A 13,942-nucleotide genomic window follows, 5' to 3' on the forward strand; every position below is an offset into this window, starting at 1 on the left:
TTTTATTACGATTATCATTAAAGATTTATGATTGATATTTTGTTAATTTATCCGATTTAAACATACTAGAATTTTTCAGCGACTAAATTTAGATATAAATTTGTTAAGCTAAGTGTTAATTAATGATAATTAAAAATGTTGATGTTCTATAAATTTCACATTATAGTTTGGTGGATACGAGTGATTTATCAATTATCATAGCTCAATGTTTACATGTAATATACATGAAAGTTTAAAACATAACATTTACTCCTTTACAACACCCCTCTTTTTATGTTATAATTCCTATGGATAAACTTTACAATATATACTGTTATAATATAAAGTTGAATAATACAAGAAAGGGATGAAATAAATGTTAAGAAGCGAAGCTAATGAAAAGATTCGAGAAATGATGCCTGAATGCCCCGAATACATCAAAGATTTTATCAATTCTAAGATTGCTGATCAATATTCACCTAATACAATTCTTGAATATCTCCACGGATTTAGTACTTTTATTAACTGGACAATCCAAGAAGCAATCATCGATAAAGAATCAATGAAAGATGTGACAGCAGCTGATTTAGAAAAAATCACCCCTCTTCACACCACTCAATATAAAGCATACTTACAAAGTCGTTATAAAAATAACAAAAAACAATTGAATAAGGACGGATCACAAGTTGAATCAAAAGAAACCCTATCGATTTCAACTATTCGTGGATACATTAGCGCCATTAAAGTTATTTATGATTATTTAGCTACTAGTACTGCTAATATTAATGAACGCCCTTATATTTCCAAAAACGTCATGAGTCAGTTAACAAATGTAACGGATAAAAAGACTTTGAAAGCACGTGCTGAAGAAATTGAAGATAAACTATTTCTAGGAAATGAATCAAAAGAATATTTAGAATTTATTGATTCTAAGTATGAACTTCAACTCTCGGCTCATGCTAAGAGTTACTTTAATAAAAATAAGGAACGTGATCTTGCAATTAATGCAATTATGCTTGGTGCAGGATTGCGTTTAACCGAAACTGTTGGAATTGATTTAGAAGATTTAAATTTTGAGCGGAATACTGTTTCTGTAATGCGTAAAGGTGGAAAAAAAGATTCTGTCACAATTGCAGCTTTTGCAATGGAATATCTTGCACGTTATCGTGATATTCGCCAAGAACGTTACCAACCTGACAAGTACGAAAAAGCCTTCTTTCTCGCTAAAAGTCGCGGGCAAGCTAAACGAATAACTGGTAATGCCATTGAAAAGATGGTTGCCAAATATTCGGAAAACTTTAAAGTCAGAGTAACACCGCACAAATTACGCCACACTTTAGCAACCCGGCTATATAAACAAACTAATAGCTTGGTTTTGACGGCGCAACAATTAGGACACTCTTCAACATCAACGACAACCTTATATACTCACATAGATGACGATGCAACGCGAGATGCATTAAATAATTTATAGAAACCGTTAAGCTCTGAAACTTAACGGTTTTTGTATTGTTAAGACATTAAAAAAGCCTCCCAAATTATTTGAGAAGCTTTTTAATTATCTTTGATATTATTTTGAACGGTTTACTTTAAACTCGCTCACGTAGACATTTTCAAAATCTAATGGTGTTAGTGTAAAGCCTTCAATTTCAGTTGGTTCATCAACTTTAATCTTATCATGATATTTTTCTAAGAAATATCCATTTAAAGTTACGGCTTCACTTTCCTCAAATTCGGCTACTTCTGTTTCAAAGTAACGTTCGAAATCATATAAAGTGATTTTTCCGCTAACAATGTAGCTACCATCTTCATTTTTAGTTACTTGATCATCAGCAACGTGATCAGTTTCATCACGCACACTACCAAAAAGTTCATCGTAAATATCTTTATCGGTGATAATCCCCGCTGTTCCACCAAATTCGTCTAAAACAGAAACGATTGGAACTTGTTGTTTAATCATGATTCTTAAAATTTCAACAATTGGTTGTCCTTCATAAACCGCTGGAATATTACGTAAAATATTCCGAACAGTTAAATTAGGGTTTTCCATAGCTTTCTTAGTGAAATCATATGAGTAAATATACCCAACAATATTGTCTTTATCGCCAGATTGAATTACAGGGAAACGACTATATTTTGTTTGGTAATATAAATCAGCCGCTTGTTTAACTGTACTCTTACTATCTATGAACTGTACTGAAGTCCGATCAATCATGATATCTTCAGCAACTTTATCATTCATATCAAATGCTCGTTGCATATATAAGAAATCTTCACGATCTAACTCTCCAGCCAAAGTGGCATCTTTAGATAAAGATATAATTTCGCTTTGAGAATAAATATCTTCTTCTGGTTTAGCATTAAAACCTAATGCTTTAGTGACCACAATTGCGGCCCGATCAAAAATCCAAACTAATGGGAAAAAGATAATATGGAAGAATTGAAGCGGACCAACAATTGCAAGTAATACTTTTACTGGCTTATCAATCGCAATGTTCTTTGGAACTAAGTCAGTAAAGACAGCATGTAAAAATGTGAATAGCAAAATCCCAATTAAAGGAGCTAACTTACTTGCTAATTGGACTGGTAGTAATCCAGATTCTAGAATTAAATGAGTAATGTATTCTTCACCAATCCACCCTAAAATAAGAGAAGTTAAGGTAATCCCCACTTGAGCAGTTGATAAGTATTCCGTTAACTTACTTAGTAGTTTTAATGAAGCTTTAACATTACGTGTTTGTTCCATTGCTTCTAATTCTGTTGGGCGTACTTTTATTAATGAGTACTCTGCTAATGTAAATATTGTCGCAATTCCTAATATAAGAATGATTAATATAAGCTGAACTATGTCAGACTGCATTGAAATCATCACACTCCATAAATTTATAAATTTTGAACTTAATTATACCATAAACTAGCGTACGATTGTATCTTGAGAAATAAAAAGTCTGGGAAATTTTTTATTTCCCAGACAAACTCGTTATTCAACAACTATCTTATTTTGTGCCATAATGGCAATTTCAATTGCGATAAAAATAATTACTAAACTAATAGGCTTGATTCCACTTTGAACAATTACAAGAAAATATATTACTGAAATTAAATAATGGATAAATCGACCACTATCAATAAAATATGATGCAGCTTCTAATGCAATAACAGCGATAAGTAATAATAATTGGTTTAAATCAAGGTTTAACATCCAAATTTGTTGGTTGATAATACTAAATGATGCAATGATTGCGATAGTGATAAATGATTCAACTAGTAAATCAAAATTATCTATTATTTGTTTTTTAAATTCTTCTTTGCTCATCTACTTACACTCCATTTCATTATTAAATAACAAAACTACATACCTTTTTGGTTTACGAATTATATTTTATTGCCTTAAATAAAAATTGTCAACTCATAAATTCCATATTGGACACAAAAGTTTGATAGTGGTATAATTTGTATATACAAAAGATGAGGAATTAGACACATGACAGATATAAATGTACAAATTGGAAAAAGAATTAGAAATTTAAGAAAAGAACAAAGAATGTCAGCTGCCCAATTTGCCAGTTTAGTTGGTATCGGAACAGCGACGACTCTTACGCGCTATGAAACTGGTGCGCGGACAATGAATCCAGAAACGATTGATCGAATTTGCAAATATTTCGGTAAGACTGCAGATTATTTATTCAACGAAGAATTACCTACTCAAAACCAAGCTACCTTGGTTAAAAATTTTGATACCCTCCAATTACCAAGACAACAAAAAGTACTCGACTACTTGAATGAACAAATTGAAGAACAACGGCGTGAGGAATCAAAATCTCATTACTATGCTTTTGTCTTAGGTGAAGTATCTGCCGGAACGGGTCAATGGCTACATGAAGAGCTTCCTGAACGCATTGAAGTAGACGCCGAACCACCTGCACACGATTTTGCAGTTCGAGTAATTGGGGATTCAATGATGCCACTATTTAGTGATGGCGAAGTAATTTTTGTTAAAAAAGTAAAATCACGTTTTGAAGTTCGTAATAATCAAATTATCATTGCCGAATTAAACGGTAATGCATATGTAAAGAAAGTTACATTTGAAGATAACCAAGCTAAGTTAATTTCTCTAAATGATAAATACGATGATATTCTTGTTACTGAGTCAGATGACTTTACAATTCCTGGTGTTGTAGTAATGTAAAAAATGCCTTTCACGTTTTAGTGAAGGCATTTTTTACTTAGAAAGAAAAATTATAGTTGCATTGATTGGAGATGGTTTTATGAATTTTATTTCTTTTTTAGCTAATTTTAATCAACAAGATCATTCGAAAATAACCGCCGTAAAAACAAAATTTAACCAAGAGCTAAATCCACTTTTACTTTTCCCCCTTTTTAAGCAGATTGGTCAAGATATTACTTTTTATGGTCCCATCGACTTTTCGGTGGGTGCAAACATTAGTCTTGCTGATAATATCATTGTCGATTTAGATGTTGATTTTAAGGATTATGCTTCGATTTCAATTGGTAAAAATACGTTTATTGGACCAAACGTGACCTTTAATACTTTAATTGAAGATCCTAAAAGCAATATTGCTTGTGCCCCTATCAAAATTGAAAATGATGTCAAAATTGGCGGCCACGTCACAATTCAAGCTGGGGTTACCATTCATGAACACGCGGTAATTGGAGCTGGAAGTGTTGTTACCAGTGACGTCCCTGCTTTTAGCTTCTTTGCTGGTAATCCCGCTAAAAAAATTTCGAGTTCAACTAGGCATTCTTCTTAGATTTTGCTAAAATCATTCTAAAGACAAATGAAACGGAGTGGTTTTATGGGCACATTGGATAATTTTGCAAATGCAAGTAATGAACGCCGCGAACAAAACATCATGCGTTTACGTGCTGCATTTAACGATGAAAAATATAATACATTAATCCAAGCTGCTAAAGGTACTGGTTATACGCTCACTACCGTAAAAAAATGGGCGATTGATGGTAATATCCCCTTACTTGACGAAAATAATCAACCAGTTGTTCCGCTTACTGCTGATAACCAACGCCAGATTAATCCTAAAACACGGATCGCTCATTTAAATAAATTAAGTGAGGTTTATAATAAGCGCGAAGCAATCACAATTGCTGCTTGTGCTAAATTGCTTGGTTATCCCGAAGAAACAATTCAAGCTTGGGCAATTGATGGCGAAGTTCCATTATTTACCAAAAATAACGAACCCATCGTTCCCCTAACTGATTGGAATACTCCATATTGGATGGAATCAGATGACTTTTTATAGCAATATTAAAACAAACCCACTAACTCATTGGATTAAAAACCTTTGAGTTAGTGGGTTTGTTTTAGTATTGGGCATCTAAGTCAACTTGCCCATAGTAATTTACTTTAATTTCATCATCTTTAATGGTTAATTTAGTTACCGAACCATTTTGGGGTCCGACTGTAATATCAAATTCTTTTCCAAATTTACCAACAATACTTCTAATTGTGGTTCCGTGTGATACGACTAGCATCTTATCGCCATCTTTGGCAATTGATTGTAATTGTGCAAAACCACGATTAATTCGTTCCCAGAATTCTTCATTATTTTCAGCTTCGTGAAATGGATCAGCTTCTTTCGCGAAGTCTTTAGCAGCTTCGATACTGTAGTTTTTTATGATTTCCTTGAAGCTCTTGCATTCATGAGCAGCCCCAATCATATACCATGCTTGCGCTGAATCAGCTCCTTCAAAGTAACCATAGCCTTCTTCTCTAAATTCAGGTACTGTACTTGTGGTTTGGTTTTGACCAAATTGATTTTCTTCTAATATGTATTGGCAAGTTTTAGTTGCGCGCGTAGTATCGCTATGAAAGGCATGATCAAACTTAATTTCAGCTAATCTTTTTCCAGCTAAGTGACCATCTTGGATTCCTTTTTCAGTTAATGGCGAATCACACCATCCTTGCATACGGTTGTAACGGTTAAGAATCGTTTGCCCATGCCGCACAAAATAAATTGAATATTCCATAAATTATCCCTCTTTATTCTCAGTTTCTTTCTATCTTACATTAAGTAAGACTAAAAGTCATTTTTATTGGGTGGAAGCTTTGAAAGCTTATTTTTAAGTTGAACTTTATTTTGGGGTACCGCTAAATTTTTCGGGTTATTAAAATGATATGTCGCCCACCCACTGATTATCATCATTAAAAATGCACTGGCAATAAAATACATCCGTTTTTTGGCATCACTTAAACGCATCCACACAATTACACACAATAAAATAAAAAATATTCCGGCCATCCACCAGTTTTTAAAATCATTTGTAACTAACAAAGATGTCGATATTAACAGAGATATGAATATCCCTTCAAATTTCACTCGATTTAAGCGAATCAAGTTAAAACACGCGGCAGTTATGTATATTATGGTGATCAAGGTTACCGGAAAATTATAAAAAGAATTAAAATACCGCAAACCTCCTAAAAGAGCTGCCACCAAGCCTAAAAATAAGGCCTCAATGCGATTTTTAGGCTTGGTATTTCTTGGAAATACTACTTTGGTGAGCCAATATAAGCCGCATAAGTAAAACCCTAAATACGTCATTCCTAAAAAGCGGATATCAAATTCAGTCGAACTATATAGTAACTGATTGAAAATCACCGCAAATTTCAAAAAAACTAATTGGGCGGTAAAAAAATAGTGTCTTTCTGTTAATTGGTTATCAGACAAAATATATTTGCTATATTCAAGAATATTATTACTATCACCTTTGTAATATAATTGTGCTTCTTTCATTAAATTCAGTTGCTCATTATTTGGGATGTAAATCATCATCATTTTTGGACTTAAAATCAAAATGCTCCCGATTAGCCCCACGATAGTTACTACAATCATGGATGGAGTCATCCGATTGAAGTAAGATTTTATCTTCATTATTATTCCTCACATAAGGTTGCTTCCTCAATATAATTGCACATTGCAAACATGCTGATTAACTAAGGAATTACCTTTCGAACATTTATCTAAAATATAATTTTTTATCATTAAACTGATATTTTTAGTATATAATATTTTAAATCCTATCTCAAATTTTTATCATTATTTTTTTAACTTTTATAGCTTGTTTTTGACTTTATCGTAAATTTAATTTTATGATATACTTTACTTGTTAAACAGGAAAGGATCGATTTATATGTATTATAAAGCAGCTTTAGTTCTTGAAGGTGGAGCTTTTCGAGGCCTTTATACTTCAGGAGTCCTCGATGCTTTGATGGATAAAGACATTCAATTTGATGCAGTAATTGGTGTATCAGCCGGTTCATTAAACGGTGTTAATTATATCGCTAAACAATACAAACGTTCATTTAGTATTAATACCAAGTACCGCAATGATAAAGAGTATATCGCCGTTAGCAATGCTTTAAAAAATGAAAGCGTGATTAATCTGGATTTCTTGTTTAAAGATCATGGTTTACACTGGCAAAATTTTGATGCTGAAGCCTATAAGCGTTCAGATACAGATTTTGTGATTTGTGCTACATCTTTAACCACTGGAAATTTGGTAACTTTTAAAAATCCTGAAGTTGGCGATGATTTAATTAAGGCCCTTGAAGCTTCTTCTTCAATGCCACTAATTTCCAACCCAATTCTAACAAATCGCGGCCTTTGTCTTGATGGTGGAATTGCTGATTCAATTCCTTATAAAGTAGCTAAAAAGATGGGCTACGATAAGATTGTCGTTGTTAGGACACGTCCCCGTGATTACCGTAAGAGTTTAACTGGACGTGCAGCCAAGAAGATTTATGAATTAACTTATAAAGACTACCCTAGTTTTGTACGGGCCGCTATTAACCGTCCTGTAAAATACAATGAAACTTGCGATGAACTAGAAGCCCTTGAAAAATCTAAGGATATTTTTGTAATCGCCCCAGATGAACCTATTAAAGTCAGCCGTTTGGAAAAGAATCAACAAAAACTCCAAGATTTATACAATTTAGGTAAGAAAAATCTTGAAACATCTTTGGATTCAATGGTTAACTACATTAATCAATAAAGTTAGGCTATTATAGTAAGGAGGATTAATATGAAAAAGATTCTTGTACTCCACACAGGAGGAACAATTTCCATGTCAGAAGATGATAACGGAGCCGTTTCTCCTAACGCTTCAAATCCACTTAATCAATTTAATAATCCGTTCGATCAGCAATTAGAACTAGTAACGGAAGATATCTTTAATATTCCTTCGCCTCATGTTGGCCCCACGGAAATGTTGGCATTAGAACAACGAATTTTACGGCTCATGATGAAAAGTTTGATGGTGTTGTCATTACTCATGGAACTGATACGCTTGAAGAAACAGCATATTTCTTAGATATCACTATCCCTCATCGTTTCCCAATTGTTTTAACCGGCGCAATGCGTTCGGCTAATGAAATCGGATCTGATGGACTTCATAATTTTCAAACAGCGATTCGGACTGCTGCGAGCGACCAAGCATATGGAAAAGGTGTTTTAGTTGTTATGAATGATGAAATTCATACAGCCCGTTACGTTACCAAGACACACACAACCAACGTATCGACTTTTAGAACACCTACTTTTGGTCCAATCGGGATTGTTTCTAAAAATAATGTTACTTTCTTTGAAGAATTACTTAATCATCGCGCATTGCCAATCAATCATGTAATTGATCATGTTTATTTACTGAAGAGTTATGCCGGCATGGATGCTGAATTACTCGAATTCATTGCTTCTGATGCAAGTCATGCGAATGGTTTGGTTATTGAAGCTTTGGGTGCAGGTAATTTACCCCCTCGTGTACTAGAGAATTTACAAAAAATTATCGATAAAAATATCCCCGTTGTTCTTGTATCGCGTTGCTTCAACGGTGTTGCTGAAGACGTATACGATTATGAAGGCGGTGGCGTTCAACTCAAGAAAATGGGCGTTACTTTTTGTCGCGGCTTAAACGGCCAAAAAGCCAGAATTAAACTACTCGTTGGTTTAAGTGCTGGTCTTAGTGGACAAGAACTCGCTCATTTCGTTGATAATGCAATTAGTTAAGATAAAAGCAAGCTCAAAATTTTGGAGCTTGTTTTTTTGTATACAAATATAGGACCAATCAAGATATTTCTGCATTTTGTAAAAATATCTTGATTGGTCCTAAGTTAATTATTTCATTTCTTTGGCAAATGCAATTGATAAGGCAACTCCTAAAGCTAACGGTAAAATTGCATCAAAGCCTAGATGACAAATTTCAAACATCATGAAAAATGCCATCATTGGTGCTCTTTGAGTAGCAGTTAAAAATGCGACCGCTCCTAGCAAGGCACAGTCTTGCAAGCTGGCAGTTGGGACAAATATCGTGTAAATCATCCCCAACACCGTCCCTAAACTTGCTCCAGCTCCAATTGAAGGTGCTAACGTTCCTCCAAAAGCTCCAGCCCATAACCCAAAGATAGTCACGAAGATTTTCGCTACCGCTCCAAATAATAGCCAGAAGATAATTGTTTTATCAATATGGTTCACATCAAAAGCCATTTGGGCTAAACCACGTCCGTTACCCATGATTTGTGGGAAAAATGAGGCGATTGCCCCCGTGGTAATTGCAGCGATTGGCAAGGCAAATAAGATTTTGCGATCAGCAGCTCTTGCCATGGTTGCTCCTTGAATTAAACGGCGCGCATAAGAGCCGATTATCCCATGATGGGAGCTACGATAATGACAAAGGGGATGAATTTCACATCAAAGTTGGTGTGATTGGTTACATAATAAGGGGTAAACCCTTTTTCGATTGAACCTAGAAGCGTTGCGATAGAAGACATTGTTAACGCAACACTAGCAGTTTTAGCGTTGAATTTCTTGTATAACATTTCTAAACAAAACATCGTTCCCGTTAACGGCGAGATATATACTCCCGCAAAACTAGCACCGGCGGCTGCGGTGATGAGTAACTTGCGATCTTCTTCATCTAATTCAAAAAATTTGTTGGACTTAAAATTAGTAGCGAGTTGCGCGAGCATGGCCCCGACTTCACGTGGTGCTAATTCACGCCCAACTGAACCCCCTGAACTAACGTAAAAAATTTGCGTGAGCGCATGAATAATTGTCCCACTAAATGGCATCTTTTTACCTTCTAAAGCCCCCTTGATTCCCACTAATTTATACTTATTACGTAAAAAGTACCAAACAATCGCAACAATAATCCCCGCAATTGATACGGATAAGAAGCGATGTAATCCACTTGTGTGAATCGCAACTGGAACTGTATTTGTTTCGTGGAAACCTAAAAACAACTTTTCAATGATGTCTAAAAATTTCCCTAATACTAAAGCAACAATCCCAGCAAAAATTCCTAGAAGAACAGTATAGAAAGCTAAAGTAAAATCTTGCTTTTTAATTTGTGCTAACATGCTTTTTTCCTTTCTAATAATGACATACCATTTATTTTACCACATTCGCCTGCAACACAAAAAGGCAGGTCATAAATAACCTACCTTTGTTATTAAACTAGTATTTCCCCATTTAAATACTAGTTTAGATGTTTAGATCAACCACTAACTAGCTTAATTTGAGAATTGCATCTCCGACTTTAACATCCCCATCAGCAATCATTTGAACATCATGGTAACTAGCAGTGTTAGTAATGATGATTGGTGTTGTGACTTCTAGTCCTGTAGCTTTAATTGCTTGAATATCAAATTCAACTAGTGGATCACCGGCTTTAACTGCTTGGTCTTTTTGAACTAAGGTCTTAAATCCTTTACCCTCAAGACTGACAGTATCCATTCCGATGTGCATCAAGATTTCGGCGCCATCTTTAGTTGTCATCCCTACAGCGTGGCCAGTCTTAAATACTAAGGCGATTTGACCGTCTGCAGGTGCACGTAAAATCCCTTCGCTTGGTTCGATTGCCAAGCCTTTACCCATTGCCCCAGAAGCAAAGACTTCATCTTTAACTTCTGATAATGGCATGGCTGATCCATTTAATGGGCTTACTAATTGGGTTGCTTGATTATATTGTTTTTCTTGTTTAACTTGAGTTGCAGCGTTTTGCTTGATGTCAGTTGCTTCTTTAGCTGTTTGTTGAACTGCGTTTGCGACAACGTGAGCGTCTTGTTCGTCAACTGATTTCTTACCGAATAAGAGTTGTAAGATGAATCCTAAAACAAATCCAACGAACATTCCAGAAATAAGCCAGTACATTGTATTATTCATTCCTGATTTAGGGTTAATTGCGGCTGGAAGAACAAAGACCCCCATTCCACCCATCATGAATAATTTAACTTTACCTAAAGCAATAAAGATTGCCCCGATAGCTGATGCAATACATGAAATTACAAATGGACGTTTTCTTGGTAAGGTAATTCCGTAAATTGCGGGTTCAGTAACCCCAAAGATGCCTGAGATAAATGCTGGTAATGCAAGCCCTTTTGTCTTTGGATTCTTTGTTTGGAATAAAATGGCTAAAACAACCCCTGTTTGCGCAAATGAAGCGGCTAATGATAAGGCTAAAACGTTATCCCATCCTTGGGAAGCAACGTTAGACATAAATACGGCAACAAAGCCCCAGTGAATTCCGAAGATAACAAAGACTTGCCATAATGCCCCCATTACAAGTCCGGCTAAGACTGGACTGAAGTTGTAGATTGCTTGAGTTAAAGCGGCTAAACCATTTCCTAACCAAGTTGCGATTGGTCCGATAACTAAGAATGTTACGGGAACTACGATTATCAATGTGATAAATGGAACTAAGAAAGTTTGGACCACAGTTGGGATGACTTTCTTAACGGCTGGTTGCACCTTTGAAGCAAACCAAACAGCTAAAATGATCGGAATAACGGTTGATGAATAGTTCATCATGATAACTGGTAACTTCAAGAATGTAATATGTACGGGTGATTGAATGAATGTTCCTTTAAATAAAGTATATAAAACATTCTTACTATCATTAATTGCGACAATACTTGGATATACCAAGGCAGAAGCAATTGAAATTGCGATAAACTTATCAACTTTAAATTTCTTGGCTGAGGTAATTGCTAAAACAATTGGTAGGAAATAAAAGAATCCATCCCCAATTGCATAAAGGATTTGATATGTACCTGATGTTTTAGCTAACCAACCAAAAGAAGCCATCATGGCTGTTAGCCCTTTGATCATCCCAGCCGCACACAAAGGTCCAAGCATTGGCGTGAAAATTCCAGAAATTAAATCGATGAAACGGTCTAATAATGACATGTTTGCAGTATCTTGATAATCATCATCGACACGTCCTTCTCCAGAAAAGCCCCCGACTTTAACAACTTGATCATAGACATCAGCGACTTCGTTTCCGATAACGACTTGATATTGTCCCGCTGATTTAACCACCGTTACAATGCCTTCTGTATTTTTTAATTCATCGTCATGTGCGATACTTTCATCTTTAAGCTTAAATCTTAAACGAGTTGTACAGTGAACCACACTAACGACATTATCCTTGCCACCGACGCCGGCGACAATCTTCTTAGCTAATTCTTCATAAGCCATAATGTTTCTTCCTTCCTTAATCAATCTAATAAAAAAACCAGAAGCTACAGCAAGGCCCACCGGTTACCAAAACTGATAACCTTCTTGCTGTAATCTTCTGGTTAATGCCTAGTCTAACTAGTAACACACCTAAATTGATTACGTGTTTATTATCTTATTTACAAGTTTATGATACCGCTTACAGAAAGCGTTGTCAATAGACTTTTTAAATTTAATGAAAAATAAAAAAGTTAGCGTTTCTACTAACTTTTAGGTTTATCTATTCAGCTTCTTGGCGATTAGTTACCCTCACGATATGTAAAAGCAGATAAACTTCATCGTCTGGCGTAATCGCAATTGCTTTTTTGGTTTTTAAAAATTCACTGAGTTTCTTGACGGTCGCATATTCTTTAGGATATTTGCCGATCATAACTTCAAGTAGGGCCTTATCTAAGGGCGTTTCATCATTAGCTTGATCTTTAAGCTTACGAATAAACATCGCGCGTAAATGTCCGACAAAACGGCCGTAGTTAAACGATTCACGATCTAATTGCGGATAATCTAGATTAACGATTTTCATGGTATCGGCAATGAGATTTGTAATTTGAATGGTTTCTTGGAGCTTGCTTTCTTTAGCTTGCGCATTGACGAAATGATACGTCATTAAAAAAATTTCGCTATCTGGTAAGGGAATCCCTGCTGTTTGTTCAATTTCAGCCAGTGCTTTTTTCGCTAAAGCAAATTCATGCGGATAAAGCTTTTTGGTCTCCCATTTAATTGATTGCGAAGAAAGTTCAATACCTTCATGCGCGCGGGTTAATGCAAAGTCAATATGGTCAGCTAATGAGAGATAATCTTTGGGACTGAATTCAAACTTAAGCTCTTTTTCAACCATCTTTGTAATCGAACTTGTTAATTCGAGTGATTGAGTTTTAAATTCTTGCAGCCGTGAAATTACTTGATTCATTTGGTCGGCCGCTAAAAAACGACGCTCGACTTTGGTTTCATCAATCTGACTGCCTAATTTCATTCCAAAACCGATTCCTTTACCGATAACAATCCATTCTTTTTGCTCATCGTCTAATACGAGCGCCACATTGTTATTAAAACTTTTTACAAATTCCAAAATTTCCGCTTACCTTTCCCTAGTTATAGTTACTTTAATCTATTATAGCATTATTAATCTACATATACATATACCACTATTTTTTATGGTTTACATTAGAAATGTTTAAAGAACTTCAAAAGTTAGCACTTAATTATATCGACTTTAACAACTTCATGTTCAAAATATTTAATTCATTCTCTATTTATAAGCTGGTTATGCTGGTTGTTCTTGCGCTTTTGTTTTAACAACACCTTGAGTTTCGACAATTTAGCTTTCTTGATTCATGATGAATACCTTTATGTCTTGTATGACTGATTAATTCCTTGCAGCTTTTAGAGTCATCAGCATGTTTTGGACGTAAAAAAAG

General features: G+C 35.1%; 11 protein-coding genes and 2 pseudogenes. 6 read left to right on the forward strand and 7 right to left on the reverse strand.

Annotated features, from left to right (window positions below; all coding sequences use genetic code 11):
• The first annotated feature begins 355 nt into the window (after window positions 1-355).
• Window positions 356-1,453, forward strand: a complete 1,098-nt coding sequence (xerS, locus tag JCM14209_RS07330; protein ID WP_025022851.1) for a tyrosine recombinase XerS — start codon at window positions 356-358, stop codon at window positions 1,451-1,453.
• A 96-nt stretch (window positions 1,454-1,549) separates the two neighbouring features.
• Here the strand turns inward: xerS and JCM14209_RS09445 are convergent, their stop codons facing one another.
• Window positions 1,550-2,839, reverse strand: coding sequence for a hemolysin family protein (locus tag JCM14209_RS09445; protein WP_225349698.1), 1,290 nt, complete (start codon window positions 2,837-2,839; stop codon window positions 1,550-1,552).
• 120 nt (window positions 2,840-2,959) lie between these two features.
• Window positions 2,960-3,295 carry a hypothetical protein gene (locus tag JCM14209_RS07340; protein ID WP_025022852.1) on the reverse strand — a complete coding sequence of 112 codons (336 nt, stop codon included), beginning with the start codon at window positions 3,293-3,295 and terminating at the stop codon, window positions 2,960-2,962.
• Window positions 3,296-3,463: 168 nt separating this feature from the next.
• Between JCM14209_RS07340 and JCM14209_RS07345 the strand changes: the two genes are divergently transcribed.
• The 3 genes from JCM14209_RS07345 to JCM14209_RS07355 all read left to right on the forward strand — a co-directional run bounded on the left by JCM14209_RS07345 (window position 3,464) and on the right by JCM14209_RS07355 (window position 5,258).
• The gene (locus JCM14209_RS07345; RefSeq protein ID WP_025022853.1) at window positions 3,464-4,168 is read left to right on the forward strand and encodes a helix-turn-helix domain-containing protein; all 705 of its coding nucleotides are present in this window, start codon (window positions 3,464-3,466) and stop codon (window positions 4,166-4,168) included.
• A 79-nt stretch (window positions 4,169-4,247) separates the two neighbouring features.
• Window positions 4,248-4,751 carry a DapH/DapD/GlmU-related protein gene (locus tag JCM14209_RS09450; protein WP_025022854.1) on the forward strand — a complete coding sequence of 168 codons (504 nt, stop codon included), beginning with the start codon at window positions 4,248-4,250 and terminating at the stop codon, window positions 4,749-4,751.
• 45 nt (window positions 4,752-4,796) lie between these two features.
• Window positions 4,797-5,258 (forward strand): hypothetical protein, encoded by a 462-nt coding sequence (locus tag JCM14209_RS07355; protein WP_025022855.1) that lies wholly within the window; start codon window positions 4,797-4,799, stop codon window positions 5,256-5,258.
• A gap of 61 nt (window positions 5,259-5,319) precedes the next feature.
• On the opposite strand, the gene JCM14209_RS07360 is transcribed toward JCM14209_RS07355, so the two are convergent.
• Both JCM14209_RS07360 and wsfD read right to left on the reverse strand, forming a co-directional pair.
• The gene (locus JCM14209_RS07360) at window positions 5,320-5,985 is read right to left on the reverse strand and encodes a histidine phosphatase family protein (RefSeq protein WP_025022856.1); all 666 of its coding nucleotides are present in this window, start codon (window positions 5,983-5,985) and stop codon (window positions 5,320-5,322) included.
• Between the two features lie 50 nt (window positions 5,986-6,035).
• Window positions 6,036-6,890, reverse strand: coding sequence for a glycan biosynthesis hexose transferase WsfD (gene wsfD, locus JCM14209_RS07365; protein WP_025022857.1), 855 nt, complete (start codon window positions 6,888-6,890; stop codon window positions 6,036-6,038).
• Window positions 6,891-7,149: 259 nt separating this feature from the next.
• Here wsfD and JCM14209_RS07370 point away from each other — a divergent pair, with 259 nt between their 5' ends.
• Window positions 7,150-8,010, forward strand: a complete 861-nt coding sequence (locus tag JCM14209_RS07370) for a patatin-like phospholipase family protein (RefSeq protein WP_025022858.1) — start codon at window positions 7,150-7,152, stop codon at window positions 8,008-8,010.
• A 30-nt stretch (window positions 8,011-8,040) separates the two neighbouring features.
• A pseudogene (locus JCM14209_RS09455) lies at window positions 8,041-9,020 on the forward strand (asparaginase).
• 108 nt (window positions 9,021-9,128) lie between these two features.
• Here JCM14209_RS09455 and JCM14209_RS09460 read toward each other — a convergent pair.
• The 3 genes and pseudogenes from JCM14209_RS09460 to JCM14209_RS07390 all read right to left on the reverse strand — a co-directional run bounded on the left by JCM14209_RS09460 (window position 9,129) and on the right by JCM14209_RS07390 (window position 13,593).
• Window positions 9,129-10,369: pseudogene (locus JCM14209_RS09460) on the reverse strand (chloride channel protein).
• A gap of 148 nt (window positions 10,370-10,517) precedes the next feature.
• The gene (locus JCM14209_RS07385; protein ID WP_025022859.1) at window positions 10,518-12,488 is read right to left on the reverse strand and encodes a beta-glucoside-specific PTS transporter subunit IIABC; all 1,971 of its coding nucleotides are present in this window, start codon (window positions 12,486-12,488) and stop codon (window positions 10,518-10,520) included.
• A gap of 259 nt (window positions 12,489-12,747) precedes the next feature.
• Window positions 12,748-13,593, reverse strand: a complete 846-nt coding sequence (locus JCM14209_RS07390; protein WP_025022860.1) for a PRD domain-containing protein — start codon at window positions 13,591-13,593, stop codon at window positions 12,748-12,750.
• Window positions 13,594-13,942 lie beyond the last annotated feature (349 nt).

It is taken from the genome of Ligilactobacillus hayakitensis DSM 18933 = JCM 14209, assembly GCF_000615845.1.
Lineage (GTDB): Bacteria > Bacillota > Bacilli > Lactobacillales > Lactobacillaceae > Ligilactobacillus > Ligilactobacillus hayakitensis.